At 71.2% G+C, this 25,922-nt stretch carries 20 protein-coding genes; 12 read left to right on the top strand and 8 right to left on the bottom strand.

Annotated elements, in window-relative coordinates; translation table 11 throughout:
- Positions 1 to 5 precede the first annotated feature (5 nt).
- From ACZ7GJ_RS06330 to ACZ7GJ_RS06320, 3 genes are all read right to left on the bottom strand, one after another.
- Entirely contained in the window at positions 6 to 2,252 is a 2,247-nt protein-coding gene (locus ACZ7GJ_RS06330) for an RICIN domain-containing protein (RefSeq protein ID WP_470749988.1), read from the bottom strand.
- Positions 2,249 to 3,526, bottom strand: coding sequence for a ricin-type beta-trefoil lectin domain protein (locus ACZ7GJ_RS06325; protein WP_470749987.1), 1,278 nt, complete (start codon positions 3,524 to 3,526; stop codon positions 2,249 to 2,251). The genes ACZ7GJ_RS06330 and ACZ7GJ_RS06325 overlap by 4 nt, the downstream gene beginning before the upstream one ends.
- Positions 3,527 to 3,682: 156 nt before the next feature.
- Positions 3,683 to 4,429 carry a PP2C family protein-serine/threonine phosphatase gene (locus ACZ7GJ_RS06320; RefSeq protein ID WP_470749985.1) on the bottom strand — a complete coding sequence of 249 codons (747 nt, stop codon included), beginning with the start codon at positions 4,427 to 4,429 and terminating at the stop codon, positions 3,683 to 3,685.
- A gap of 317 nt (positions 4,430 to 4,746) precedes the next feature.
- On the opposite strand from ACZ7GJ_RS06320, the gene ACZ7GJ_RS06315 reads away from it, so the two are divergent.
- From ACZ7GJ_RS06315 to ACZ7GJ_RS06295, 5 genes are read left to right on the top strand one after another with little or no spacing between them, the layout of a single operon-like run.
- Positions 4,747 to 6,303 carry a sensor histidine kinase gene (locus tag ACZ7GJ_RS06315; protein ID WP_470749983.1) on the top strand — a complete coding sequence of 519 codons (1,557 nt, stop codon included), beginning with the start codon at positions 4,747 to 4,749 and terminating at the stop codon, positions 6,301 to 6,303.
- Between the two features lie 17 nt (positions 6,304 to 6,320).
- A complete protein-coding gene (locus ACZ7GJ_RS06310) occupies positions 6,321 to 6,707 on the top strand; it encodes a roadblock/LC7 domain-containing protein (protein WP_470750087.1) in 387 nt (128 codons plus the stop codon).
- Complete coding sequence (locus ACZ7GJ_RS06305; protein ID WP_470749982.1) at positions 6,704 to 7,066, top strand: DUF742 domain-containing protein; 363 nt, start codon at positions 6,704 to 6,706, stop codon at positions 7,064 to 7,066. Before ACZ7GJ_RS06310 ends, ACZ7GJ_RS06305 begins: the two co-directional genes overlap by 4 nt.
- Complete coding sequence (locus tag ACZ7GJ_RS06300; RefSeq protein WP_365927717.1) at positions 7,047 to 7,667, top strand: GTP-binding protein; 621 nt, start codon at positions 7,047 to 7,049, stop codon at positions 7,665 to 7,667. The genes ACZ7GJ_RS06305 and ACZ7GJ_RS06300 overlap by 20 nt, the downstream gene beginning before the upstream one ends.
- Complete coding sequence (locus tag ACZ7GJ_RS06295; RefSeq protein WP_470749980.1) at positions 7,664 to 9,019, top strand: cytochrome P450; 1,356 nt, start codon at positions 7,664 to 7,666, stop codon at positions 9,017 to 9,019. The genes ACZ7GJ_RS06300 and ACZ7GJ_RS06295 overlap by 4 nt, the downstream gene beginning before the upstream one ends.
- 9 nt (positions 9,020 to 9,028) lie before the next feature.
- Here ACZ7GJ_RS06295 and ACZ7GJ_RS06290 read toward each other — a convergent pair whose 3' ends face one another.
- Together ACZ7GJ_RS06290 and ACZ7GJ_RS06285 are read right to left on the bottom strand one after the other, a co-directional pair.
- A complete protein-coding gene (locus ACZ7GJ_RS06290) occupies positions 9,029 to 10,138 on the bottom strand; it encodes a terpene synthase family protein (protein ID WP_470749978.1) in 1,110 nt (369 codons plus the stop codon).
- Positions 10,139 to 10,140: 2 nt separating this feature from the next.
- A complete protein-coding gene (locus tag ACZ7GJ_RS06285) occupies positions 10,141 to 11,064 on the bottom strand; it encodes an SAM-dependent methyltransferase (RefSeq protein ID WP_470749977.1) in 924 nt (307 codons plus the stop codon).
- A 354-nt stretch (positions 11,065 to 11,418) separates the two neighbouring features.
- On the opposite strand from ACZ7GJ_RS06285, the gene ACZ7GJ_RS06280 reads away from it, so the two are divergent.
- Positions 11,419 to 12,684 (top strand): serine hydrolase domain-containing protein, encoded by a 1,266-nt coding sequence (locus ACZ7GJ_RS06280; protein WP_470749976.1) that lies wholly within the window; start codon positions 11,419 to 11,421, stop codon positions 12,682 to 12,684.
- 72 nt (positions 12,685 to 12,756) lie between these two features.
- Here ACZ7GJ_RS06280 and ACZ7GJ_RS06275 read toward each other — a convergent pair whose 3' ends face one another.
- Positions 12,757 to 13,269: a universal stress protein gene (locus ACZ7GJ_RS06275; RefSeq protein ID WP_470749974.1), complete on the bottom strand. Its 513-nt coding sequence runs from the start codon at positions 13,267 to 13,269 to the stop codon at positions 12,757 to 12,759.
- A gap of 307 nt (positions 13,270 to 13,576) precedes the next feature.
- Here ACZ7GJ_RS06275 and ACZ7GJ_RS06270 point away from each other — a divergent pair, with 307 nt between their 5' ends.
- The 4 genes from ACZ7GJ_RS06270 (at position 13,577) to ACZ7GJ_RS06255 (ending at position 18,176) form a co-directional block, all read left to right on the top strand.
- Complete coding sequence (locus tag ACZ7GJ_RS06270) at positions 13,577 to 13,936, top strand: SAV_915 family protein (RefSeq protein ID WP_470749972.1); 360 nt, start codon at positions 13,577 to 13,579, stop codon at positions 13,934 to 13,936.
- Positions 13,933 to 15,270: a diaminopimelate decarboxylase gene (gene lysA / locus ACZ7GJ_RS06265; protein ID WP_470749970.1), complete on the top strand. Its 1,338-nt coding sequence runs from the start codon at positions 13,933 to 13,935 to the stop codon at positions 15,268 to 15,270. The genes ACZ7GJ_RS06270 and lysA overlap by 4 nt, the downstream gene beginning before the upstream one ends.
- Before the next feature lie 231 nt (positions 15,271 to 15,501).
- Complete coding sequence (locus ACZ7GJ_RS06260) at positions 15,502 to 17,493, top strand: galactose-binding domain-containing protein (protein ID WP_470750086.1); 1,992 nt, start codon at positions 15,502 to 15,504, stop codon at positions 17,491 to 17,493.
- Between the two features lie 83 nt (positions 17,494 to 17,576).
- Positions 17,577 to 18,176 (top strand): TetR/AcrR family transcriptional regulator, encoded by a 600-nt coding sequence (locus tag ACZ7GJ_RS06255; RefSeq protein ID WP_470749969.1) that lies wholly within the window; start codon positions 17,577 to 17,579, stop codon positions 18,174 to 18,176.
- A gap of 5 nt (positions 18,177 to 18,181) precedes the next feature.
- Here ACZ7GJ_RS06255 and ACZ7GJ_RS06250 read toward each other — a convergent pair whose 3' ends face one another.
- Positions 18,182 to 19,141, bottom strand: coding sequence for a LysR family transcriptional regulator (locus ACZ7GJ_RS06250; RefSeq protein ID WP_470749967.1), 960 nt, complete (start codon positions 19,139 to 19,141; stop codon positions 18,182 to 18,184).
- Positions 19,142 to 19,297: 156 nt separating this feature from the next.
- Here ACZ7GJ_RS06250 and ACZ7GJ_RS06245 point away from each other — a divergent pair, with 156 nt between their 5' ends.
- Positions 19,298 to 22,804, top strand: a complete 3,507-nt coding sequence (locus ACZ7GJ_RS06245) for a M28 family peptidase (RefSeq protein WP_470749966.1) — start codon at positions 19,298 to 19,300, stop codon at positions 22,802 to 22,804.
- A 185-nt stretch (positions 22,805 to 22,989) separates the two neighbouring features.
- A complete protein-coding gene (locus ACZ7GJ_RS06240; protein WP_470749964.1) occupies positions 22,990 to 24,051 on the top strand; it encodes a PP2C family protein-serine/threonine phosphatase in 1,062 nt (353 codons plus the stop codon).
- A 16-nt stretch (positions 24,052 to 24,067) separates the two neighbouring features.
- Here ACZ7GJ_RS06240 and ACZ7GJ_RS06235 read toward each other — a convergent pair whose 3' ends face one another.
- Positions 24,068 to 25,636, bottom strand: coding sequence for a hypothetical protein (locus ACZ7GJ_RS06235; protein WP_470749962.1), 1,569 nt, complete (start codon positions 25,634 to 25,636; stop codon positions 24,068 to 24,070).
- Between the last annotated feature and the right edge of the window lie 286 nt (positions 25,637 to 25,922).

Here is a 25,922-nt window from a genome sequence, read left to right as displayed (position 1 = left end):
CATCGCTACGGATGGCTCACCAGGTTGGCGACGTTGGTGGAGGAGTCGGACGGACCGCCCCTGTCGTTGATGACGTGGCGGATGGTCCCGGTGCCGCCGAGGGAGACGGTCACCATGCTCTGGAAGCGCACGTCCGGGTGGTCGGGCACCTCGAAGGCCCGCTCGGCGGTCACGCTGCTGTTGACGTTGAAGAAGCAGTAGCTGCCGAGCCCGAAGGCCTGGTGGCTGGTCACATGGGCCGCGACCTTGTACGCCGCGTAGCCCCGGGTGGAGCCGTTCATCCAGGCGGCCTGGTTCGGCGGGTCGTAGGGCATCTCGTTCTGGTAGAAGTACGTGCGGCCGCCGTTGCCGTTCCAGACGGTCTGGTGCTTCTGGTAGTGCTCGACGAACAGTCCGTACATCGTCACGTCGTCACCGTTGACCACGAGTCCGGTGTCCGCCGTGTTGCTGGTCCAGCCGATGCCGGTGCCGTGGTCACCGCGCCAGATCCACATGTGGTCGCCGATGACGTGGTCGCTGTTGACGACGAGGCTGGTCGTCGCCCTGCCCACGGCCGCTCCGCCGACCCGGAAGAAGACGTCGTGCAGGGAGGTGGGGTTCGCCGAGTGGTTCGCGGCGGCGCCGGGCGGGCCGACCTCCATCAGCGTCGGCGAATTGGCGGTGCCGGCGTCGAAGAGGACGCCCGCGACCTTCACCCCGTCGACGTCGGCGACCGTCATGGCCGTGACACCGTTGTCGGGAATGAACGTGGCGAGGCCGAGCCCCAGGACGACGGTGTCGGGCCGGGTGATCCGCAGGGTCTGGTCCAGGTGGTAGACCCCGGGGGTGACCAGCAGGTTCTTGCCTTCGGCCAGGGCGGCGTTGAGCTGCGCGGCGCTGGCTCCCGGCTTGACTACATGGAACCGGTCCATGCCGAGCGAGCTCCCCGGGGCGTTCCCGCCCGCCCAGCTGGTGGCCGAGGTGTTCGTCCGCAGGGACGGCACGAACACCTGGTACGCGCCTGCGGCGTCCACGTACAGGAAGGGCTTCTCCCGGACCGTCGGTGTCTGGTTGACGGTGGTGTGGGGCGGGTTCGGGAAGCTGGTGGCCGGTACGCCCTGGCTGCCGACGAAGACCATGTTCCAGTTGGCGCCGCTCCAGCTGCCGAGCTGGGAGTTGCGGGTCAGCCACTGCTGCTGGGTCCCCGAGCGCACCTGGCCGTCGATCCGGCTGTCGGCCATGAACCCGCCGCTCGCCCAGCCGCCGTCGTCCAGCGCGAGGTTCCCGCGGACGTGCATGCGCCGGTACGGCGCGGCCTGGGACACCGCCCACCGGTCGGTGCCGCCCGTCGGGTTCACCGACAGGTTCTCGGCGCCGCGCCAGAAGTTCTGGGTGGCGTTCTGCGGCGGGAACCAGTCGGCCTCGACGTGGACGGCGCCGTTGATCGTGACGGAGTCGGGCGACTGGCCGAGGCCGAGGACCTGCGTGTAGAAGCCGACGTTGACGTCGTTGCCGTAGGTGCCCGGCTTGAACATCACGGCGTAGCGCTGGGAGCCGAACTGGTTGGTCTCCTGCTGCCGGAAGATCGAGTCCAACCGGTTCTGGATCGCGGCCGAGGACATCGACGGGTCGAAGACGGCCACGTTCGGGCCGAGATCGACGTCCCCGGGTCCGGTGGCGACCGGCACGACCTGGAAGCGCTGGGCCGCGGTGCCGTTGCAGGTGTACTGGACCAGCTGGACGCTGTCGGCCGTCGAGGCGGCCGGGACGTCGAGGCACTTGCCGCTGTGCCGGCTGACGAAGCGGTAGGCGCCGCCGCCCTCGTCGACGGCCTGCCACTGCTGGTTGCCGCCGCCTCCGTACGTCCACAGGTGCACGGCCGCGTTGTCGGCCGTGGACGTGTTGCTCACGTCCACCACCTGGTTGCCGTCGTTGCGGTTGCCGATCCGTACGAAACCGTCGCCGGTCGGCGTGAAACTCCACTGCTGGGCGGCGCTGTTGTTGCAGCCGTACTGCTGTACGGCCGTACCGTTCGCGGTCGCGGCCGATCGCGCGTCCAGGCATTTGCCGCTGCCGCTGTTCACCACCGTGGACCAGCCGGTCGGCAGGGCGGCGACGGCGGCCGCCGCCGAGGGCGCGGCCGGCGGGGTGGCGGCCCGGGTGGGCTGGACGGCGGTGAGGACCGAGGCGGCGCAGGCCGCGGCGACCGCGGCCGTCAGCCAGGGTCCCGCGATCCGGATGGCGGGCCCGGCCGGGGTCGGTGCCGCGGTCATCGGGTCACCGTCCACTTCTGGTTGGCGGCTCCGGAGCAGGTCCAGATCTGCAACCGGGTGCCGTTGGCGGAGCTGTTGCCCGTGGCGTCGAGGCACTTGTTCGCCTGCGGGTTCACGATGTCGCGCGCCGCGCTGACCGCCCACTGCTGGGCAGCCGTACCGTTGCAGTCCCACAGCTGGGTGCGGGTGCCGTCGGCCGTACCGCCCGAGGCCACGTCCAGGCACTTGCCCAGCGCCCGGATCGTGCCGTCGGAGCCCACGGACCAGTTCTGCGCCGCGGTCCCGTTGCAGTCGTAGAGCTGCACCGCCGTGCCGTTGGCCGTGTTGGCCGCCGCGACGTCCGCGCACTTGCCGCCGAGGCCCGTGATGGTCCCGCTGCCCGTCGGCGGGGCGGGGTCGGTGGTGACCCTGACGTAGTCGACCAGGAGCTGCCGGGGGAAGGCCGTGCTGCCGTCGGGGTCTCCGGGCCAGTAGCCGCCGACCGCGAGGTTGAGGATCAGGAAGAAGGGCTTGTCGAAGACCCACTGCCGGCCGCCGAGGTCGGCGGGGGTGCGCCGCTGGTACACGGCGCCGTCCACGGACCAGGTGATGGAGTTCGGGCTCCAGTCGACGGCGAAGGTGTGGAACGCGTCGGCGAACGCCTGGCCGCCGGGCAGGGTGTACCCGGCGCCGATGCCGCCGGAGCCGGAGTACCCGGGACCGTGGAGGGTGCCGTGGACGGCGGACGGTTCGAAGCCCACGTTCTCCATGACGTCGATCTCGCCCGAGGCGGGCCAACCGACCTGGCCGATGTCATGGCCCAGCATCCAGAACGCGGGCCACATGCCCTGCCCGCGCGGAATCTTCATCCGGGCCTCGACGCGCCCGTACGTCGTGGTGAACCGGCCGGAGGTGTTCAGCCGGGCGGAGGTGTACTCGCACCTTCCGTACCAGCACTGGTAGTTGTCGGGGTTCTCCCGACGGGCGGTGATGACCAGGTGGCCCTGCCCGTCGAGGGCGGCGTTGCGGTTGCCCGCGGTGTAGAACTGCCGCTCGTGGTTGTTGACGTTGTCGCCCGTCTCGATCTGCCACTTCCCGCCGTTGACGGCGGAGCCCGCGGGCCCGTCGAACTCGTCGGAGAACGTGACGGCGGCAGGAGCGAGGGCCACAGCCGGGGCGGGGGCAGGGGCGTTCGCCGTGGGTAGACCCTGCGCCAGTCCGGTGGACAGCGACGCGAGGGCGAGGACCGAGGCCAGGGACAGCAGCAGGCGCCGGGGGAAGCGCGGGGAGTCCATGACTCTCCCTTCCAGGAGCATGGCGGTCTGCGCAGTTCAGCATGCGCATGACATCTGAAGTACTTAGTTCACTACGTGATTTAAGAAGTGAACAATATGCCTGTCAAGGGTGAGGACACGTCACATTTCCTGAAGGCGCCCGCATGGGAAGAAGCCCTATCCGCTGTCCCCGATGCGTACGAGCGCGAGGGTGATGTTGTCCGGGCCGCCGGCCTCGATGGCGGCCTTCCACAGCTCGAAGGCGGCCCTGCCGTCGTCGTGCACCCGCAGCACGCCCTCGATCTCCTCGTCGGGCAAGGGGTCGGTGAGCCCGTCGCTGCACACGAGGTAGCGGTCGCCCACGGAGAGCGCGAAGTCCGCAACGTGGGGCGCGACCGCGCCGAACGCCCGGGTGCCGCCGAGCGTCTGCGTGACGGCCGAGGTGGTGCGCCGTCCGGGCTCCGGCAGCGGGCTGTCGTCCACGCTCACCTGCCGCAGTGCGCCGCGGGACGCGTCGTACACCTTGCTGTCACCGATGTTGAACACCAGGAGCGAATCCGCCAGGACGAGCGCGCCCGCGACCGTGGTTCCCATGGTCGCCAGCTCCGGGCGCCCGGCGGCTGCCGAATACACCTCGTCATTGCACAGGTCCAGAGCGTCACCGAGGGCGCTCGCGCCGTCCAGTGAGGGCCCGAGCGAGGAGAGCCGCCGGACGGCCAGGGCGCTGGCCACCTCCCCGGCGGGCTGCCCGCCGAGCCCGTCGGCGACCGCGACGACCAGCGGCCTGCCCAGCGGGAACACGAGGGTCTGCGGGTTGTCGGTCACGGTCCCGCACAGCGTCCACGGTCCGACGACGAGGCTGTCCTCGTTGTGCTCGCGAACCAGCCCGGCATGACTCAATGCGGTCACGGCTATGTACGGCACCCCTCCATTGTCGCGCCGATCCGGCCACTACGACGGACCCGTCGGAAACCAGCCGAAACCGAGAGACTCCGCTCCGCCCCGGACCGGCCTCCCGCACGGGCCCGCACCCGGCGCCCGCCGGGCTATGACGGCACGTACGCGGGAGTCGTCCGCCGCACGGCGGGAGGGGATCACACACCATTTCCGGACAGGACCGTCAACCATAACTCGACTGTCACGTCCGCATCATGACCTGTTGTCAAGACCCGCGCACGGAACCGATAGGATCCCGGGCTGTTGTCCAATGATCTTTCGTTTTCGATCGTTTGAGGGTTCTGATGGTTCGAGAGGGATCGTCGCCCGGAAGTACAGGGCCCGCCTCACCCGTCGTCTGGGCGCTGCCCGTCCTGGTGACCGCAGCGGTCGCGGCGGCCGCCGTGGCCGTGGTGTCCACTCCTGCCCGCACCCCCGTGGCCTGGATCGGCGCCGCCGCCTTCGTCGCGGTCGCCCTCGCCTGTGGTGAGGCGGCCCGGCGCGGCAAGGCGGTGGCCGCGCTCCGGGCGACGGTGGCCGCGCAGGAGGCCGCGCTGCAGCGACAGCAGGCCGAGACCGTCCGGCTGGCGGAGACTCTGCTGCCCGACGTCGTGGAGCGGCTGCGCAAGGGTGAGTTCCCTGAGGACGTGCTCACCTCCCTGGAAGACCCCGGCGTCCACCAGCCCGGTCTGACCACCGAGTTCAGGAACGCCCACCACGCCGTGCTGCGCTCGGTGCTCGACGCGGTGGTCGCGGAAGAGGACCTGCGCGACTCCGCGCAGCGCGCCTTCGTGAACATCGCCCGCCGCGTCCAGGCGATCGTGCACCAACAGGCCCAGGAACTGCGCGAGATGGAGGACCGGCACGGCCAGACCCCGGCCGTCTTCGGCGACCTCCTGCGGCTCGACCACGGCACCGCCCTGATCGGCCGGCTCGCCGACTCCATCGCCGTGCTCGGCGGCGCGCGGCCCGGCCGCCAGTGGAGCCGGGCCGTACCCCTGTACAGCGTGCTGCGCGGGGCCATGTCCCGGATCATCGACTACCAGCGCGTGGAGCTCCACTCCGTCTCGCAGGTCGCCGTCATCGGACCCGCGGTCGAGCCGCTCATCCACGCGCTGGCCGAGCTGCTCGACAACGCCACCCGTTACTCCCCGCCCCAGACGAAGGTCCACCTGACCGCCGTCGAGGTGAACTCGGGCATCGCCATCGAGATCGAGGACGGCGGCCTGAGCATGAGCGAGGAGGCCCGCAAGCGGGCCGAGCGCATGCTGCGCCAGGCGCAGGCGGGCATCGACCTCACCGACCTGGGCGAGACTCCGCGCCTGGGCCTCGCGGTGGTCGGCCGGCTCTCGCAGGCGTACGACTTCCGCGTGTCGCTGCGCTCTTCGGCGTACGGCGGTGTGCGTGCGGTCGTCGTCGTCCCGCAGGGCCTGATCACCACCATCACGAGCGCCACCGGCGTCGCCCACGGCATCGGTGCCTCCTCCGGGCCCCGGACGGCCCAGGACCAGGCCGCCCCGGACCGGGCGGACCGGGCGCCGCGGCTCCCGCGCCCGGCCACGGGTCCGCAGCTTCCGGCGACCACGGATGCGGACGCGGACGGCGAGGTCCCCGCCGTGACCGAGCGGACCCCGAACGGGCTGCCGCAGCGCCGCCGCAAGGTCCGCGCCACGGTGCCCGCCGAACCCGCCACCCCGGTCACCGCCCCGGCGGCCGCCGCCGCGGCCCCGGAACCGGCGGAAGCACAGCCGGGCCTGTGGCTGGCCGCCTTCCAGAGCGGCCTGTCCGGGGACAGCCAGACCACTGCAGGGCAGAACACAGACGTCTCGCCGGCCTCGGCGAGCAAGGGGGAACAGCCGTGAGTCAGCAGCAGACCAATATGGACTGGATGCTCAAGGACCTGGCCGAGAGCGTTCCGCAGACCCGGCACGTCATCGTGCTCTCCGCCGACGGCCTGCGGATGGCCCAGTACGGTGCGGAGACGGACACCGCCGACCGGCTCGCCGCCGCCTGCGCCGGCCTGCAGAGCCTCGCCGGCGCGGTCGCCTCCGAACTCCCCCACAGCAAGGGCCGGATGCGGCTGGTCGTGATCGAGATGGACGGCGGCTTCTTCTACCTCATGGCGGCGGGCGCCGGGGCCTACCTGGCGGTGCTGGCCGACGAGGGCGTCGACGCGGGGCTGATGGGCCAGCGCATGCGCGACCTGGTGGCGCGGATCGGAGAGCACCTCAGCAGCCCGCCGCGCAGCGACAGGCAGTCCGCGTGAGCAACCCCGGGGGCCGCGACTGGGAGGACGGAATCCCCGAGCGGCTCTACGTCATCACGGGCGGCCGCAGTGGACCGTTAGCTCCCACCGACCTCGACCTGGTCACGCTGATCGTCGCCAAGTCGGGGCCACGGCCCGGCATGCAGCCGGAGCACGCGGCGATCATGCGGCTGTGCCAGGCCCCGCTCTCGGTGGCCGAGATCTCCGCGTACCTCGGTCTCCCGGTGAGCGTGGTGACCGTGCTGCTCGACGATCTGCTCACCGCGGGCCAGGTGCTCTCTCGCGCACCCGTCACCCGTGCCCAACTCCCCGACCTGGCATTGATTGAGGCAGTGATCGATGGACTACGAAAGCTCTGAGCTGCGCGCGGGGCCGCGGCGCGAGGACATACTGCCGGCCACGGCCGCCGCCGCGGTCAAGGTGGTGATCGTGGGCGGTTTCGGGGTCGGCAAGACGACCCTGGTCGGCGCCGTGAGCGAGATCCGGCCCCTGACCACCGAGGAGACGATGACCCAGGCCGGGGTCGGCGTCGACGACACCGCGGGCGTGGAGCGCAAGAGCTCCACCACCGTGGCCATGGACTTCGGCCGGATCAGCATCAACGAGGAACTGGTGCTGTACCTCTTCGGCACCCCCGGCCAGCAGCGCTTCTGGTTCCTGTGGCACGGCCTGTTCGAAGGTGCGCTGGGCGCGGTGGTCCTGGTCGACACCCGCAGGCTGGAGGTCAGCTTCGACGTGATCGGCCGGCTGGAGGAGCGCGGGGTGCCGTTCGTGGTCGCCGTCAACTCCTTCCCCGATGCGCCCGAGCACCCCCTTGAGGAGCTTCGCAGCGCCCTCGACCTGCCCGCGTCCGTACCGCTGGTGGTCTGTGACGCCCGGCGGCGCGATTCGAGCCGTGACGTCCTGATGACGCTGATGCGCTACCTGCATTCCCTCGCCGTGACCCCGGAGACATCGTGAGCACTCCCCCCAACCCGGCCGTCCCTCCCCCGGGCTGCCCCGCGCACCGGCTCTACGGCCCCGAGGCCGAGGCCGACCCCATGGGCCTGTACGAGAAGCTGCGCGCCGAGCACGGCACCGTGGCCCCCGTGCTCGTCCACGGCGACCTGCCGGCGTGGCTGGTGCTCGGCCACCGCGAGAACCTCGACGTGGCACGCACCCCGTCCCGCTTCTCCCGCGACCCGCGCCGCTGGCGGGACCAGCAGGAGGGGCGGGTCCCGGCCGACCACCCGCTCACGCCGATGACCGCCTGGCAGCCCGTGTGCCACCTGGTCGACGGCGCCGAGCACGAGCGGCTGCGCGGGGCGGTCACCGAGTCGCTGGAGCGCTTCGACCGGCGCGGCGTACGGCGGTACGTCAAGCGCTTCGCGGACCAGCTCATCGACGGGTTCATCGAGTCCGGAAAGGGCGACCTCGTCGCGGACTTCGCCGAGCCGCTCCCGATGCTGGTGATGACCCAGCTGGTCGGGGCACCGGACTCGTACGGTCCGCGCCTCGTCGAGGCCGCCCGCGACATGCTGCAGGGCACCGCGACCGCCGTCGCCAGCAACACGTACGTGACGCAGACCCTGCGCGAGCTCGTGCAGCGCAAGCGGGCGGTGCCCGGCCGGGACTTCACCACGTGGATGGCGGAGCACCCAACGGCGCTGAGCGACGACGAGATCGTGGAGCACCTGCGCCTGGTGATGATCGCGGCGTTCGAGTCGACGGCCAACCTGATCGCGAACACCCTGCGCATGGTGCTCACCGACCGCAGGTTCCGCGCGAACCTGTCCGGCGGCCACATGACACTGCCCGACGCCCTGGAGCAGGTCCTGTGGGACGAGCCCCCGTTCACCACGATCCTGGGTCGCTGGGCCACCGGGGACACCGAGCTCGGCGGGGCGCAGATCAAGGCCGGGGACATGCTGCTGCTGGGCCTCGCGCCGGGGAACATCGATCCGGAGATCCGACCCGATCTGACGGTGCCCGTCCAGGGCAACCGCTCCCACCTGTCCTTCAGCAGCGGTCCCCACGAGTGCCCCGGTCAGGACATCGGCCGGGCCATCGCCGACACGGGGATCGACTCCCTGCTGAGCCGGCTGCCCGATCTGGAGCTGGCCGTCCCCGAGGACGGGCTGCGCTGGAAGTCCTCCCTCATGTCCCGTCACCTGGTCGCGCTCCCGGTGCGGTTCACCCCGCAGGGAACCTCGGTCACGGGGACCAACCGGGCCCCGGCAGCGGTGCGCGACGGCGCGGCGGACGCCCCCCTTTCCGGGGAGCGACCCGCCGTGCGGGTGCCGTGGTGGAAGCGGCTGCTGGGCCGCCGCTGATTTCGCGGGTCAGGCGTCGAGCTGCTGCCACCACCAGGCGAGGGCCGGTACCGGCGGCGCCTCGGCCGCCGTGTCGCTGGGGGTGCGGCTCCAGTTGATCTCGAACCGGGCGCCGTCCACCGGGAGTTCGTTGCGGTTGCGCGGACTGGCGTAGCGCGGCGCCCGGCAGTGGTATTCCAGGTCGCCCGCGATCCAGTGCTCCAGCGAGACGAGGTAGCGGTTCAGATGTTCGCCCGCGCCACGGCCGAGCTGCTCGCGCAGCCGGACGAACAGGCCCACCGTCCGGTCCCGCAGGGCGAACGCGGCGGGCAGCGCCTCGGCCGGGGTGCACCCGTCGCGCGCCGCCAGGACGTTGATGAGGTTCTGCTCCCACGGGACGTGGTGGTCGTCCTTGTTGTAGGAGAACAGGTCGTTGTCACAACTGACGATGAACCCGGCCGCGTCGGTGAGTGCCTGGACGGGCGCCGAGTAGAGCTCGTCGCCCGGCACGGCGATCCCGTTCGCCACGTCGCACCAGGTGAGCGTGAAGCGGGTGCCGTTGCTGGAGATCCGCGCCGCCACGAAGTCGTTCAGGCTCGGCATGATGCCCCGCTCTGCATTGGCGGTCTGCCAGCCGGCGCCCGCCACCCAGTCCCGGATGCCCTCGGTGAAACGGCGCAGCTGCACGGGACCCAGCATCTCCCGGGTGCGGGCCGCGAGGTCTTCCATCGCGGCGGTGTGCGGTCCCGGCGGAAGCAGGCCGGAGCCCGGCGCCTCGACGGTGCGGACCAGCCTGGCGCCGTGGTCCACGACGGAGGCCGTGCTCGACGCACCCGTATTGGAATCCTGCCAGTCGTCGGCGGAGAAGGCCCAGTAGTTCCACTGGGTGAAGAGCACCATCGGCTCGACCTCGCCGTACGGGATGATCCTGCTGGTGAAGTCGGCGCTGCGGGTGGCCAGGCCCCAGGCCCGCTCGGTTTCGTCCGGGTAGAGCCCGACGGCGTCGATCCACTCGATGGCCCGCTTCTCGATCTCCGCGGCCGCGGGGTGGACGAGGCCCTGCTCGAAGGGGCAGTAGAACGGGGGCAGTTGCCATCCGATGCGGGAGGGTCGGGCGCCCTCGGCGTACGCAGCGGGCATCGTCACTTCCCCCCGGCCGTCCGGAAGAGCAGCAGCCGGGTCTCCAGCGCGTGGTCGCGCCAGATCCGGAAGAGCTTGCCGTGCGTGATCGTGGACTCCTGGAGCCGCTCGCGCGACCAGCAGGGCGCGGTGCCCGCATGCGGGGAGCCGCGGTCGAGTCGGTCCAGTTCCGCGGTGTTCCAGGCCATGGACTGCACCCAGAACTCGGCGACCCGGTCGGTGACGTCCTCGTCCTGCTCCAGCTCGAAGCCCGCGGCCTCGGCGGCGGCTATGTATTCGGTGAGGGTGCCCAGGCGCGTCTTGTAGTAGCCGTCGATGAAGCCGGTCCACTCCGGCCGGCAGACGAAGTGTTCCTGGATCCCGAACCAGCCGCCCGGCTTCAGCGCCTTGGCGACGACTTGGAAGAGCCGCTCGCGGTCCATGTAGCCGGTGCTCTCGTTGGCGTACGCGGCGTCGTAGCGCCGTTCCGTGGTGAAGTCGTGGACGTCGGCGAGCAGCGGGGTGACCCGGTCGGACACTCCGGCCAGCCGGGCGAAGTCGGCGATGACGGGCAGGTGGTCCGCGGCGACCGTGAGGCCGGTGACGCTCGCGCCGTGCTCCTGCGCCCAGTACAGCGAACCGCCGCCGACCCCGCAGCCGATGTCGAGGACGCGGGCGGGCGGGTTCTCGTACGCGCCCCAGGTGCGGGCGGCGTGCTCGACTATCGCTTCCTGGGCGCCGACGATGCGGCGTTTGAGGACGCTCTGGGAGACGGTGGTGTTCGGGGTCTCCCCCTGGGCGAAGAGCCCCACGTGGAAGTGGACTCGCGGCCCGGGACCGTACTTGTGGAGGATGTCGGCCGTCTTGCGTCTGTAGTAGAGCGGCACCTGGGTCTGATCGAACGCCTGGCCACCAGTGGGGGGCTGGATGACGAGGTTGCTGTCCATCGGTTCTCCGGTCTTGCGGTCACGTGGGGGTGTTTCTCGGCCGCCCCACTCTGCCCATGAATGGTCGACAAAACGCTTCAACCACTTGGGCCTTGAGCATAGTCACACCTGAAACGGTCACATTTACGACGTACTTGACCGGCCGGGGCGCAATCGCCTGCACACCGCCGCCGTGATGTTCGAACTCCCTCCGGAAGACCGGCCTGGTCTCGCGGACCGTTACGGAAGACGCTCCGGAAGACCTAAGCTCTTGATCGTTCCGGCTGCCAACCGACCGGGTCTCCGCACGACTCGGCAGCCGCGGACGCTTCTCCTCCCGTACCGAATGAGTCGAGGGAACACGTGCTCATCCCCATGAACCGACGTCTTGCCGCAAGCGCCGCCCTGCTGGCCGTGGTGGCCGGTGTGGCGCCGGCCACCGCCGCCCACGCCGCGCCGGCCCTCAGCACCGAGGCCGCGCAGGCCGCGCAGCCGGCCATGCCGGCTCCCGACCTCGAAGCCCTGCTCCAGGCGCTGAAGAACACGACCGACGCCGGCGCGCCCGGCGCGATGGCCCGCATCACCGGCGTGGACGGGGTCCAGAGCAAGACGCTGGGCGTACGCGACAAGACCACCGGCGAGGCCATGGACACCAAGGCCCGGTTCCGGATCGGCAGCGTCACCAAGACGTTCTCGACCGTCGTGCTGCTCCAGCTGGTCGCCGAGAAGAAGATCGAGCTGGACACCGCGGTCAACCACTACCTGCCGGGCCTGCTGCCCGACGACCGGATCACCGTGCGCCACCTGCTGACCCACCGCAGCGGCCTGGCGGACTACACGAACGCCATGTTCGACAAGACCGTCCCCGGCTTCGAGGCGGTACGCAACAAGGTGTTCGGCTACGACGAGCTGGTCAAGCTCTCGCTGAGCGAGCCGCGCACCACCGAACCCGGCGCGTCGTACAAGTACTCGAACACCAACTTCGTCGTCGTCGGCATGCTCATCGAGAAGGCCACCGGGCACCCGGTCGCCAAGGAGTACGACCGCCGCATCATCAAGCGCCTCGGCCTGCGCAACACCTCCTACGTGCACCCCTCGACGGAGATCAAGGGGCTGCACGCCCACGGCTACCTCACCCCCGACGAGGCCGGCGCGCCCCTGGTCGACTCCACCGAGCAGACGGTGTCCTGGGCCCAGTCCGCGGGCGCGATGATCTCCAACGCGGCCGACCTCAGCACCTTCATGTCCGCGCTGGTGAGCGGCAGGCTGCTGCCGGCGAAGCAGCTGGACGCCATGCTGACGATGACCCCCACCGACGCGACCAACACCCGCTTCTACGGCCTGGGGCTGCGCCGCTACGACCTGTCCTGCGGCACGTCCGTCTACGGCCACACCGGTACCGTGCAGGGCTTCTACACCTACGCGTTCACCACCCGCGACGGCAAGCGCAGCCTCACCGCGATGGCGAACACCTCGAACCGCGGCCAGGCGAACACCGCCCTGGGCGGGACGCTCGAAGCGGCGTTCTGCGGCAAGAAGCCCGCGCCGGCGAAGACCGCGCGCGGCCTCTCCGCCGCCCTGGACGCCCCGGCGGCCCTGGCCCCGGCCGAGGTCGACCTGCCCGAGCGCAACGCGCGCTGATCCACCGGTGGCCGCCGCGGGCATCGCGCCCGCGGCGGCGCCGACGGGCCACGGCGACGGGAGCCCCGGCCGTTACGGCGCCAGTTCCCTGGCGTCCAGCGGCAGGTGCCACAGATTGCGGCGGTGTACGGCGTCCAGCTCGGCCTGGAGCGGCGGCGGAGGCACCGTCAGCACCGGGCAGGCCGCGTGGGCCAGGCAGTAGCGGGCCACCGAGGGACGGGCCAGGCGGCGCAGCAGCGCCCGGGACCCGGTACCCACCACCAGGAGGTCGTCGCCACCCCGGGCGGTGTCCACGAGCGCGGCGCCGGGGGTCGCCCGTACGGTCAGCCCGGCGAGCGTGACGCCCGCAGGGCGGGCCCCGAAGGCCAGGTCCAGGATCCGGCGCAGGCGCTCCACCGCCGCCGCACGGCACTGCGCGAGCGCCGAGACGTTGCAGGAGTTGCGGCTGCCGAGTTCGCCGCCGGGAGCCTGCCAGGCCATGACCACCCACAGCTGGGCCTCGCGCGCCCGGGCCTCGGCGGCGGCACGGTGCAATGCGGCCAGACTGCCGGGGGTTCCACTGACGCCGACCACGACTCTGCGCACGACGTGTCTCCTCTCCTTCGAACCGTCCTGGCCGTTCCCATGAAAGGGCCGGCCGGGCGGGTACGGGCGGCCCCTGACGGCCCTTTGACGCCTCACCCGGCTTCCCTTGCGCCGCCTTGACACGGCGGCGGTCCCGCCCGGAGCCCGCTGTCAGCGATGCGTATGGACTCGGCCGCGCGGCGTATGGGACCCGTCAGGGGCTACAGACCCGTGGGCGGCGCCGGGCATAGCTTCGGCGGCACGCCCCGGACCGGTTCCCCGCACCCGGGGCGCCGATCACCGGACTTGGTTCCTCTAGGAGGGCCCCATGTGTTTGGTCCAGTACGCCGACGACCCCGAGCCTGAAGAACGCACCCCGGCCGGGCCCCTGTACGTGCCGGTCCGGCCGGGCGGAGCGCAGGTGACGGTACGGATGTTCCGCACCCCGCTCGGAGCTCGTACCGCCGTCGGCTTCACCGGTGCGGACCGGCTCGCCGACACGCTGGGCGCTGCGCAACCGTGGATCCGGCTCTCGGAGAGCGCGCTGCGCGCGCTGGCCGAGCCGCTCGGCGCGGCCCTGCTGACCGTCGACCCGACGCTCACCGCGCCCGCGGTGACCGCGGCCCAGGCCGGGGCCGCGACCCCGGCCCAGGTCCCCGTACCGCAGGCCACCGGGACGGAGCGATGACCGACACCCTGACCTGCGGGATCGAGGCGAAGGCCGCCGATGACCTGGCGATCTGGCCCGCCTCCACGACGCGGCTCCCGCACGGCGGACTGGCGGTCGGCGGGGTGTCCCTGGCCGAGGTGGCCGAGCGCTTCGACACCCCCGCCTACGTCCTGGACGAGGGCGAGGTGCGCGGGCGCTGCCGTGCCTACCGCGCCGCCTTCCCCGAAGCCGATGTGTTCTACGCCGCCAAGGCGTTCCTCTCCCGCGCGATGGTCCGCTGGGTCCAGGAGGAGGGGCTGGGCCTGGACGTCTGCTCGGCCGGGGAGCTGGAGCTCGCCGTGACCGCCGGTTTCCCACCGGAGCGCATCGTGCTGCACGGCAACGCGAAGTCGCCGCGCGACATCACCACGGCCCTGCGCCTCGGTGTGGGGAGGATCGTGATCGACAGCCCGTCGGAGATCGCCCGGATCGCCGCCGCGGTCGGTCCCACGGGACACCAGAAGGTCATGGTGCGGGTGGTGCCCGGGGTGTCGGCCGGCGGCCACGAGAAGATCCGTACCGGTACGGACGGCCAGAAGTTCGGCCTGTCGCTCACCGACGGCTCGGCGCAGCACGCCGTCGCCCGGATCCTCGGCCAGCCCCAGCTCGAACTGGTCGGCCTGCACTGCCACATCGGCTCCCAGATCACCGACTGCAAGCCGTACGTCACCGCCGTGCGGCGGATGGTGGGCCTGCTGGCCCGGCTGTACGACCTGCACGGCGTGACACTCCCGGAGCTGGACCTGGGCGGCGGGCACGGCGTCGCGTACCGCCCCGGCGAACCCGCCCTCGACCCGGCCGCGCTCGCCCGGCGGCTGCGCGCCGAGCTCACCGAGAGCTGCGCCGCCGCCGGGCTGCCGGTGCCGCGGCTCGCCGTCGAGCCCGGGCGGGCCATCGCGGGCCCGGCGGGGGTCGCCGTGTACCGGGTCCTCGCGGTGAAGCACACCGGTGCGAAGGTCTTCGTCGCCGTCGACGGGGGCATGAGCGACAACCCCCGGCCCGCGCTGTACGGGGTGCGCTACGCGCCGCGGCTCGTCGGCCGCAGGTCTGCGGCCGCGTCGCGCACCACCACGGTCGTGGGCCGCCACTGCGAGGCCGGTGACGTCCTCGCCGCCGATGTGGAGCTGCCCGGCGACATCCACCCCGGGGACCTGCTGGCCGTGCCGGTGGCGGGTGCGTACCAGCTGTCCATGGCCTCCGGGTACAACCTGGTCGGGCGCCCGCCGGTCGTCGCGGTCCACGAGGGGGCCGCGCGCCTGCTGGTGCGGCGCGAGACGCTGGAGGACTTCCGCGGCCGCGACATCGGCGGCTGAGGGCCCCGGCCAGGCACGTTCGGCCCGCCTCCGGCTCGGGTTTCGGTGGATCCGACGATCCATCAGGTCATCCGTCCCGGACTATTGACTCTGCTTGCAATAGTCGCGATCCTCGACGCGATATTTGCATGGGACATGACAATTCAAGCCGGAGGGGTGGCCTTGACCAGACACTCGTACACCAGGCGAAAGCCGATCGCGGTTCTGTCCCTACTCCTCACCGTGCTGGCCATGGCGCTGGGCCCGACGCCCAGCGCCGTCTCGGCCGAAACGGACTGGTGGACCCCGTCCGCGCGACCCGCGCCGGACGCCGCCGTCAACGTCACGGGTGAGCCCTTCAAGGGCACCGACGCCAACGGCCAGGTCAGGGGCTTCGTCGACGCCCACGACCACATCATGGCCAACGAGGCCTTCGGCGGCCGGCTCATCTGCGGCAAGGCGTTCTCCGAGGCGGGCGTCGCCGACGCGCTCAAGGACTGCCCCGAGCACTACCCCGACGGCACGCTCGCCATCTTCGACTTCATCACCAAGGGCGGCGACGGCAAGCACGACCCGAACGGCTGGCCGACCTTCAAGGACTGGCCCGCCCACGACTCGCTCACCCACCAGCAGAACTACTACGCGTGGATCGAGCGGGCCTGGCGCGGAGGCCAGCGCGTACTCGTCAACGACCTCGTCACGAACGGGGTGATCTGCTCGGTCTACTTCTTCAAGGACCGCAGCTGCGACGAGATGACGTCCATCCGCCTCCAGGCGAAGAAGACGTACGAGATGCAGGCGTACATCGACAAGATGTACGGCGGCGCGGGCAAGGGCTGGTTCCGGATCGTCACCGACTCCGCGCAGGCCCGCCAGGTGATCGAGCAGGGCAAGCTGGCCGTCGTACTGGGGGTCGAGACCTCCGAGCCGTTCGGCTGCAAGCAGATCCTGGACATCTCGCAGTGCAGCCGGGAGGACATCGACCGGGGCCTGGACGAGCTGCACGGGCTCGGCGTGCGCAGCATGTTCCTGTGCCACAAGTTCGACAACGCCCTGTGCGGGGTCCGCTTCGACGAGGGCGCCCTGGGTACCGCGATCAACGTGGGACAGTTCCTGTCCACCGGCACCTTCTGGAAGACGGAGAAGTGCGCCGGCCCGCAGCACGACAACCCGATCGGGCTCGCGGCCGCGCCCTCGGCACAGAAGGAGCTGCCGCAGGGCGTGTCGGTCCCCTCGTACGCGGCTGACGCGCAGTGCAACACCCGCGGTCTGACCGAGCTGGGCGAGTACGCGGTGCGCGGCATGATGAAGCGCAAGATGATGCTCGAAGTCGACCACATGAGCGTCAAGGCCGCGGGCCGGGCCTTCGACATCCTGGAGACCGAGTCCTACCCGGGCGTCCTGTCCTCGCACAGCTGGATGGACAACGCGTGGATGGAGCGCCTCTACCGCCTCGGCGGTTTCGCCACCGCGTACATGAGCGGCGCCGAGGGCTTCAGCGCCGAGGCCAAGCGGACGGACGCGCTGCGCGAGAAGTACAACGTCGGCTACGGCTACGGCACCGACATGAACGGCGTCGGCGGCTGGCCGGCGCCGCGCGGCGCGGACGCCCCGAACCCGGTGCGCTACCCCTTCCGCAGCGTCGACGGCGGCTCCGTCATCGACAAGCAGACCGCGGGCCAGCGCACCTGGGACTTCAACACCGACGGCGGCGCCCAGTACGGCATGGTCCCGGACTGGGTGGAGGACATCCGGCTGGTCGGCGGCCAGGGCGTCGTGGACGACCTGTTCCGAGGCGCCGAGTCCTACCTGCGCACCTGGGGATCGTCCGAGAAGCACAAGGCCGGGGTGAACCTCGCCGCCGGCGCGTCCGCCTCGGCGTCCTCGGCCGAGTGGAACCCGTTCACCAGCTACGCCCCCGGCCGGGCCGTCGATGGCAACACGGGCACCCGGTGGGCGAGCGACTGGAGCGACGACCAGTGGTTCCAGGTCGACCTCGGATCCGCGAGCCTCGTCAAGCGCGTCACCCTCAACTGGGAACGCGCGTACGGGAAGGCGTACCGTATCGAGGTCTCCACGGACGGCGCGAACTGGCAGACCGCGTGGTCCACCACGACCGGGGACGGCGGCCTGGACACCGCGCAGTTCAACGGCGTCACGGCCCGCCACGTACGCATCCACGGGGTGCAGCGCGGCACGCAGTGGGGGTACTCCCTCCACGAAGTCGGCGTCTACAGCAGCTGATACGGCACCGGCGGGTGTCCCGGGGGCCTGACCGGCCTCCCGGGACACTCGCTCTGGTATCGGTCGGGAACGGAAGGAACTTCATGGCGCGGATGCCTCTGGCCGAGCGACGCACACAGCTGACCGAGGCCGCGATCCGCGCCATGACCCGCGACGGCGTCGCCCGGACCACCACCCGGTCGATAGCCGCCGAGGCCGGTGTATCACTGAGCGTCTTCCACTACTGCTTCGACTCCAAGCAGGCCCTGCTGGAGTCCGTCATCGAGACCCTCACCGGCCACTCCGTCACCGGGGTGCAGGAGGCGATCCGGCCGAGGGCCACCTTGCGCGAGACGATCCGGGCCGGCTTCCGGGCCTACTGGGACCACGTGTCCGCGAGCCCGGGCGAGCACATGCTCACCTACGAGCTCACGCAGTACGCCCTGCGCGAGCCGGGGTTCGAGCACCTCGCGCGGCGGCAGTACGAGATCTACTGCGAGACCTACGCCGAACTGATCACGCAGCTCGGCAGCGTGATGGAGTTCGAACTCGCCGTCCCCGTCCCGGTGCTGGCCCGCTATCTGGCGGCGATGACGGACGGGATGACCCTGAATCTCCTCGTCCTCGGCAACGACAGGACGGCGGCCGAGGTCCTCGACCTGATCACCGAGCACGTCGCCGGCCTGGTGCGCGAGAAGGCGTAGCTCCGTCAGTCCAGTGCCGGGTGGGCCTCGGGGTGGGCGTTCCACCAGTCGCGGTGGAAGGGGTTGTTGTCCACGTTGGCCAGGTAGGCGCGGACCGCCGCCCGGTAGAGGAGTCCCGCCTGCTGCGCGGAGAGCGCCGAGCGGTTCCAGGCGAGGCGGATACGGCCGGTGATCGGGGTGCCGGCCAGCGGGCGCATCACCGTTCCCGGCACCGGTGGGGCGGTGGGCTGGCACAGCGCGATGGCGCGGCCCGCGGCGATCAGGTCGTGCCGCATCTTGCGGTCGGTGATGCGGTAGCGCAGCGAGGGGACGAACCCGGCCTTCGCACAGGCCTCGACGAGGGCCTCGGGGCCGCCGTCGTCGTCCTCCACGAGCATCATCCACTGCTCGTGCGCCAGGTCCGCCAGGTCGAGGCTCTCCCGGTCCGCCAGCCGGTGCCCGGCCGACATGCGGATGCAGAACGGCTCCTTGGGGACCAGGGTCCGGGCCATGACGCCCCCTGGTAGCGGGACCTCGTGCTCGTTCACCTCGCCGTACACGATGACGTCGTACTGGCCCGCGCCGAGCATCCGTACCAGCGCCGTCACCGAGTCCTCCAGGTCCACGATGATCTCCCGGCCGGACAGCGACAGGTCGGTACTGGCCAGCAGTCCGTCGATCAGCACCAGCAGGATGCAGCCGAGGCGCAGCGGGGCATCGGCCGCCATGGCGCGCGCCTCCGCGCCGAGGGCGTCCATCTCGCCCAGTACCCGGCGCGCCCTGGCCAGTACGAACTGGCCCAGCGGGGTGGGCTCCACCCCGCGCCGACCCCGGACGAAGAGCTCGCCGCCGGTGACCCTCTCGATCCTGCGCAACTGTGCGGAGAGCGCGGGCTGGGAGACCCCGAGCCGTCGCGCCGCGCCCCCCAGACTGCCGGCTTCCGCTATCTGGCAGACGGCTTGCAGATGCCTCAACTCCAGCTGCATTCGGGCAGCTTACGCAGCGTGACGCGAGCGCACCATAACCCGCGCCTTATGTGCGCAGGGATGTCCCAATCTCGCCATGTCCACGCTCATACTCAGCGTCGGCGTACAGCCGGATCCGTACGCCCACACCCCCCACTACACGATCGGAGTGGACTCTTGCAGCCCACCAGATGGACGGCGTCCGTGGCAGCCCTGGCGCTGACCGCGAGCCTCGCCGGTGCGCTGGCCGGTACCGCCTCGGCCGCGCAACAGGAACCGGTACCACCCCGACAGGCCAAGTCCGCCGAGCGAGCGGTGGCCGCCGCCGACGCGGCGGTCAGGAGCGGCCTCGACACCCTGGTCAACTCCGCCCAGCAGCAGTACGACCGGCGCCTGGTCACCCCCTGGGTGCAGGACCTGTACTCCGTCGCGTACGAGCGCAGCTACCGCGGCCTGCCGGTCGTCGGCGGCGACGCGGTCGTCCTCGCCGACGGCGAGGGCCGGGTACGGGCCGTCCAGTCGGCCTCCTCGACCGTGATCGACGTGGCGACCACCCCGACGGTCGACGCGAAGGCGGCGGAGTCCGCCTCTCGGCGCGAGCTGTCGAAGGTCGACGAGGTGCAGGGCAGCCGCCTGGTCGTCAAGCTCAAGGACGACCGTCAGGTCCTCGCCTGGGAGACCACCCTCGTCGGCAGCACCAAGACGGCTCCCAGCAAGCTGCACGTCTTCGTGGACGCCCGCACCGGCAAGGTCGTCGACCGCTACGACGAGGTCGTGGCCGGCAGCGGCAACAGCAAGTGGAACGGCCCCAACCCGCTCACCATCGACACCACCGCCTCGGGCTCCACGTACTCCCTGCGCGACCCGAACCGGACCGGCCTGAGCTGCGCGGACTACAGCAGCGGCACCGTCTTCTCAAAGTCCTCGGACTCCTGGGGCACCGGCAACCCGACCTCCAAGGAGACCGGGTGCACGGACCTCATGTTCGCGGCGCAGAAGCAGTGGGACATGCTGGGCCAGTGGCTCGGCCGCAACGGCTTCAACGGCAACGGCCGCGGGTTCCCGGGCAAGGTCGGCCTGAACGACCTCAACGCCTACTGGGACGGCAGCTCCGTCACGATCGGCCACAACAGCGCCAACGAGTGGATCGCCGGCGTGGACGTCGTGGCCCACGAGTACGGGCACGCCATCGACTCCAACACCCCCGGCGGCACCAGCGGCCAGGAGGCCGGGCTGGGCGAGGCCACCGGTGACATCTTCGGCGCGCTGACCGAGGCGTACGCCAACGAGCCCGCCCCGTACGACACTCCGGACTACACCGTCGGCGAGGTCATCAACCTCCAGGGCCGCGGACCGATCCGGAACATGTACAACCCGCCGGCCGTCAACAACGACCCGGCCTGCTACAGCTCCGCGATACCGGGCACCGAGGTGCACGCGGCCGCGGGCCCGCTCAACCACTGGTTCTACCTGCTTGCCGAGGGCACCAACCCGGGCGGCGGCAAGCCCAACAGCAGCACCTGCAACTCCAGCACACTGACCGGCGTGGGCGTGCAGAACGCCGGCAAGATCTTCTACGGCGGCATGCTGCTCAAGACCAGCAGCATGTCCTACAAGAAGTACCGGACGGCGACCCTCAGCTCCGCCAAGTCGCTGGACCCGGCCACCTGCAACCTGTTCAACAAGACCAAGGCCGCCTGGGACGCCATCAGCGTGCCCGCCCAGTCCGGTGACCCGACCTGCACCCCGAGCGGCCCGAACGACGACTTCTCGCTGGCGTTGAACCCGTCCTCGGGCACCGTCCAGCAGGGCGGCTCGGTCACCACCACCGTGGCCACCAGCACCACCACCGGCTCGGCCCAGCAGGTGGCCCTCACCGCCACCGGCCTGCCGGCCGGGGTGAGCGCCACCTTCAACCCGGCCACCGTGCAGTCCGGCCAGTCCTCCGTGCTGACCCTGACCGCCACGGCCAACGCGGCGCCCGGGACGTCCACCGTCACGGTCAAGGGCCAGGGCACCGGACTCGCGCACACCGTGGACTACGCGCTCAGCGTGGGCGGCACCACGACCGGCCCGCCGGACATCAGCGTGGCGAACGTCCAGGCGCACCTGACCCAGTTCAACACGATCGCCTCGCAGAACGGCGGCCACCGCCGCGCCGGCAGCGCCGGCTACACCCAGTCGCTGGCGTACGTGAAGGGCAAGCTGCAAGCCGCCGGTTACACGGTCACCGAGCAGAACTGCACCTCGTGCACCTACCCCTCGAACAACCTGATCGCGGACTGGCCGGGCGGCCCCGCCGACCAGACCGTCATGTTCGGCGCGCACCTCGACGGCGTCTCGGCCGGCCCGGGCATCAACGACAACGGCTCCGGCTCGGCGACCCTGCTGGAGAACGCGCTCGTCCTGGCTCAGAAGAACCCCACGATGACCAAGCACGTGCGCTTCGCCTGGTGGACTGACGAGGAACAGGGCCTCAACGGCTCGAAGTTCTACGTCAACCAGCTCACCAGCGCCCAGAAGGCCGCCATCAAGGGCTACTACAACTTCGACATGGTCGGCTCGACCAACGGCGGCTACTTCATCAACAACGTCAACTCCACCACCGCCGCCCCCCTCAAGGCGTACTGGACCTCGCTGAACCTCGCTCCCGAGGAGAACACCGAGGGCCAGGGCCGCAGCGACGACTACTCCTTCCAGCAGGGCGGCATCCCCACCTCCGGCTACGCGGCCGGAGCCAGCGCCCGCAAGACCTCGGCGCAGGCCTCGAAGTGGGGCGGCACCGCGAACGCGGCGTACGACCCCTGCTACCACAGCTCCTGCGACACCACGAACAACATCAGCCCCACGGTCCTGGACCGCAGCGCCGACGGCGTCGCCTACGCCGTCTGGAAGCTGGCAGTGGGCGGCGACACCCCGGCGCAGGACTTCTCCCTCGCCACCTCCCCCTCGGCCGGCTCCGCCGACCCGGGCGGCAGCGTCACCTCCACCGTCAACACCACCACGGTGAGCGGCAGCCCGCAGACCGTCGCCCTGTCCGTCTCGGGAGCCCCGGCCGGGGTCACCGCGACGCTCAGCCCGGCCTCCGTGCAGTCCGGCAGCTCCTCGACGCTCTCGGTCCAGGTCGGCGCGGGCGCGGCGCAGGGCACGTACACCCTGACGGTCACCGGCACCGGCACCGTCAGCCACAGCACCACCTACACGCTGACCGTCGGCAGTGGCGGCGGCACCTGCACCCCGCGCCAGGTCGTCGCGAACGGCGGCTTCGAGAACGGCTCCAGCCCCTGGACCGCCACCTCCGGCGTCATCACCAACCAGTCCGGCCAGGTCGCGCACAGCGGCTCGTACATGGCGTGGCTGAACGGCTGGGGCTCCTCCCGCGTGGACAGCGCGACCCAGTCCCTGACCCTCCCGGCCGGCTGCGCCTCGGGCCGGCTCTCCTTCTACCTGCACATCGACACGGACGAGTACGAGGACGTCGTCTACGACACCTTCACGGTCTCGGTGGGCGGCCAGACCCTGGAGACCCTGTCCAACGTGGACGCGGGCTCCGGCTACACGCTCAAGAGCTATGACGTCTCCCGGTTCGCCGGCCAGACCGTCACCCTGCAGTTCCGCGGTTCGGAGGACCAGTCCCTCCAGACCTCCTTCGTGGTGGACGACGTCACCCTCCAGGTGAGCTGACACCCGGCGCACAGCACAGGCGGGCCGCCGAGCGGCCCGGAGCCCGGTCCGGCACCCCGCCGGACCGGGCTCGGCCGTATCCGCCGCGGCCCGGCCGGTGCGCGCGAAGCACGGGCGCGGTGTATTCAGGAGGCATGGACCATCGGCCGCCGTCCACACGCACCCGCCGGCACCGGGAACCGCGCATGGCGCAGGTGGCGGCGCCCTTCGCGCTGATCGCGCTCGTCACGACCGTCGACGTCCTGGCCCCGCCCGAGGTCCACCTGGGGCCGTTCCTGGCCGCCGCCCCGGCCCTGACCGCCTCGTTCGCCGGGCCCCGGATGACGGGGTTCGTGGGCGCGGTGGCGGTGCTGGCGCAGGTGGTGGTCGCCGTCGCGCGGACCACCCTCACCGACCTGAACCACACCTTCCAGATCATCGCGCTGATCCTGATCTCGGCCTTCGTGACCTTCTTCGCACACCTGCGCGAGGTGCACGAGCGGCAGCTCACCCAGCTGCGCTCCGTCGCGGTCGCCGCGCAGCAGGTGGTGCTGCGTCCGCTGCGCGACCGGATGGGGCCGCTCCGGGTGGCCTCCGTGTACCTGGCCGCCGAGGCCGAGGCACAGATCGGCGGGGACCTGTACGCGGCCGCCCGGACCGAGCACGGCACCCGGCTGATCATCGGGGACGTCCGGGGCAAGGGCCTGGAGGCGGTCGGGGACGCCGCCATCGTCCTCGGCGCCTTCCGCGCCGCCGCGCACCGGGAGGAGGACCTGCCGGGCCTGGTCGCCCGTCTGGAGTCCGCCGTCGCAGCCGATACGGCCGAGGCCGAGGATCCGGGGCGGCCCGGCGAGGGCTTCACCACCGCGGCCGTGCTCGACATCCCCGACGGGGAGATGACCCTGCGGGTCCTCAGCTGCGGGCACCCGCCGCCGCTGCTGCTGCGCGGCGGCCGGGTCGTCCCGCTCCAGGTGGACCGTCCCGCGCCCCCGCTGGGCCTGACGGAGTTCGTCGACACCGGCTTCGCCGCGCAGTCGTTCCCGTTCGAGCCCGGCGACGTAGTCCTCCTCTACACGGACGGCGTCATCGAGGCCCGCGACGCGGCCGGCAGCTTCTACCCGCTGCCGGACCGCGCCGCCGACTGGCCCGGGGACGGCCCGGACGCGCTGCTGCGGTACCTGTGCGCGGACCTGCTGGCGCACTCGCCGGGCGGCCACCTGGGCGACGACGCCGCCATGGTGGCCATCGAGCGCCTGGGAAGCCCCTGACGCGCCGCCACGGGGCTCAGCGGCCGTCGCGGACCGCGACGATGCCGTTGAACACACCGACGTAGGCCGTGCCGTCGGGGCCCAGGGTGATCGGCGCCCAGTTGTTGTCGTAGAGCGGGCCGGTGCCGGTCAGCTGGCGCCAGCGGCGCTCACCGGTGCGGAAGTCCACCGCGGTGAGGTACCAGGCGTCGATGCCCCAGAAGTTGGGCTCCTTCTCATAGAAGTAGAGCAGCCCGTTCGCGGTGGAGAGCTTCGGGACGACGGAGGGCGCCCGGACGGCGCTCTCCCACACCGTGTCGCAGCCGCTGCCGTCGGCGCGGACGTCGATGCGGCTGACGCCGCCGACGACCGACTTGCCCAGCAGCAGCGAGGTGGGGTTCTCGTAGCCGTAGTTGTTCTCGACGACGATGCTGTTGCCCCAGGTGATCAGGGAGTTGTCTGTGGTGGAGGCGCCCGCGCCGAAGACGGGCACCTTGCAGACCAGCCGCTGGTCCGCCGGGACGTCCACGCCCCGCCGGTAGACCAGTACGTTCATCCGCTCGTCGGAGTTGTCGGTGATGGCGACGTATCCGTCGCCGAACAGGTCCGGGGTGGTGCCCGAGCCCTGGTTCACGGATCCGGGCTTGGTGCCCGTACCGCGGTCGTACGTCTGGCGCCACTGCGCCTCGGGGGTGCCGTCGGCGGAGGCGCGGAAACTGTAGAGGGCGTGGTCGGTGACGATGGAGACCCCGTCCTCGGCGACCGAGAAGGAGTTCTGGATCTCCTCGCCCGCGAGCCGGATCGAGCGGATCCGCGAGGTCGCCGGGTCCACGGTGCCGACGCGGCCCTGGCGGGTGACCCACCAGATGAGGCCGTTCCAGTCGGGCATCACGGAGGTGACGGGGTCGCAGGTGCCGCCGGGCCGCAGGTTGGTCCAGGTGACGCAGTCGTGCGGGACCTGGCCGGTGAGGTCCCAGTCGTCGTCGACCGTGAACTTCCAGCTGCCGTCCGGATTCAGCGAGTGGGCGAGGCGCAGGACGTGCTGGCGGGAGTCGGCCAGTACGGCGCGGTCCTGGTCGTCCAGGTAGAAGTAGGCGCCGCCCGAGGTGTCCTTGAAGATCTTCGCGAAGTCGAGCGAGGTGATCGCCTCGACCGTCGAGGAGCGCTGCGGGAGCTGGTGTTCCGCGAGCGTGGCGAGCGTGCGGGGATCGAGGAGTTTCACCTTGAAGCCCGAGAAGGTTCCGCACACCGTGACCAGGCGGCCGCCCGAGTCGAAGGTGGCGGTGGCGCATTCGCCGCCGAGGACGGCGATCCTCTCGCTGGTCACCACCGGGTTCCTGCCGAGGGGCCCCGACCAGGGGGCGGTGGCGCTCCCGGACGCGTCGGAGTGCATGCCGCTACGGCCGTTGGGCGCGAGGAAGGGGTGCTGCGGCGGGGCTTGGCCGGGCAGCGGCACCCCGGCGGCGGGGCTGCCGTCGTAGCGGCTGACGAGGCGGTGACCGGGGGCCTTGGGTATCTCCTCGGCCTGGGCGGGGGTCATCCCGTACATCGCCGTGAACGCGGCGAGGACCGGCACCACCGCGCAGTTCAGCGCTCTTCGGAACATCCGGACTTCCTCCATGTTCTTCAGTTTTGTTGACAGTGCGTCTGACATCGCGCCGCCGCCAGACGCTAGGTCGCACTGCCCGAGGAGTCCATGGAAGAGCTGCATGATTCACGAAGGCGCAACAGTCGATCAAGCCCGGCGCCTCCAGGGGGTGGGGGGGGGGGGGGGGGGGGGGGGGGGGGGGGGGGGGGGGGGGAGGAAACAGACCAAGAACGGAGGAGGAGAAAAAGCTTGATTGGGAGTGTGGGGCATGTGGTGGGGGGGGGGGCGATATCTTTCTCTCTGC

It is taken from the genome of Streptomyces sp. NPDC037242, from assembly GCF_055604165.1.
The sequence above is the reverse complement of the archived record's forward strand: the minus strand, read 5'-3'. Positions and strand labels throughout refer to the sequence as shown.

Excerpts from the sequence above, each read along its gene's own strand:
- ACZ7GJ_RS06285 (WP_470749977.1), bottom strand. The coding sequence starts at position 11,064 with ATGGACAGCAACCTCGTCATCCAGCCCCCCACTGGTGGCCAGGCGTTC.
- ACZ7GJ_RS06240 (WP_470749964.1), top strand. The coding sequence starts at position 22,990 with ATGGCGCAGGTGGCGGCGCCCTTCGCGCTGATCGCGCTCGTCACGACC.
- ACZ7GJ_RS06280 (WP_470749976.1), top strand. The coding sequence starts at position 11,419 with ATGAACCGACGTCTTGCCGCAAGCGCCGCCCTGCTGGCCGTGGTGGCC.
- ACZ7GJ_RS06330 (WP_470749988.1), bottom strand. The coding sequence starts at position 2,252 with ATGACCGCGGCACCGACCCCGGCCGGGCCCGCCATCCGGATCGCGGGA.
- ACZ7GJ_RS06270 (WP_470749972.1), top strand. The coding sequence starts at position 13,577 with ATGTGTTTGGTCCAGTACGCCGACGACCCCGAGCCTGAAGAACGCACC.
- ACZ7GJ_RS06255 (WP_470749969.1), top strand. The coding sequence starts at position 17,577 with ATGGCGCGGATGCCTCTGGCCGAGCGACGCACACAGCTGACCGAGGCC.
- ACZ7GJ_RS06325 (WP_470749987.1), bottom strand. The coding sequence starts at position 3,526 with ATGGACTCCCCGCGCTTCCCCCGGCGCCTGCTGCTGTCCCTGGCCTCG.
- lysA (WP_470749970.1), top strand. The coding sequence starts at position 13,933 with ATGACCGACACCCTGACCTGCGGGATCGAGGCGAAGGCCGCCGATGAC.
- ACZ7GJ_RS06235 (WP_470749962.1), bottom strand. The coding sequence starts at position 25,636 with ATGTTCCGAAGAGCGCTGAACTGCGCGGTGGTGCCGGTCCTCGCCGCG.
- ACZ7GJ_RS06250 (WP_470749967.1), bottom strand. The coding sequence starts at position 19,141 with ATGCAGCTGGAGTTGAGGCATCTGCAAGCCGTCTGCCAGATAGCGGAA.
- ACZ7GJ_RS06310 (WP_470750087.1), top strand. The coding sequence starts at position 6,321 with ATGGACTGGATGCTCAAGGACCTGGCCGAGAGCGTTCCGCAGACCCGG.
- ACZ7GJ_RS06300 (WP_365927717.1), top strand. The coding sequence starts at position 7,047 with ATGGACTACGAAAGCTCTGAGCTGCGCGCGGGGCCGCGGCGCGAGGAC.
- ACZ7GJ_RS06260 (WP_470750086.1), top strand. The coding sequence starts at position 15,502 with ATGGCGCTGGGCCCGACGCCCAGCGCCGTCTCGGCCGAAACGGACTGG.
- ACZ7GJ_RS06290 (WP_470749978.1), bottom strand. The coding sequence starts at position 10,138 with ATGCCCGCTGCGTACGCCGAGGGCGCCCGACCCTCCCGCATCGGATGG.
- ACZ7GJ_RS06315 (WP_470749983.1), top strand. The coding sequence starts at position 4,747 with ATGGTTCGAGAGGGATCGTCGCCCGGAAGTACAGGGCCCGCCTCACCC.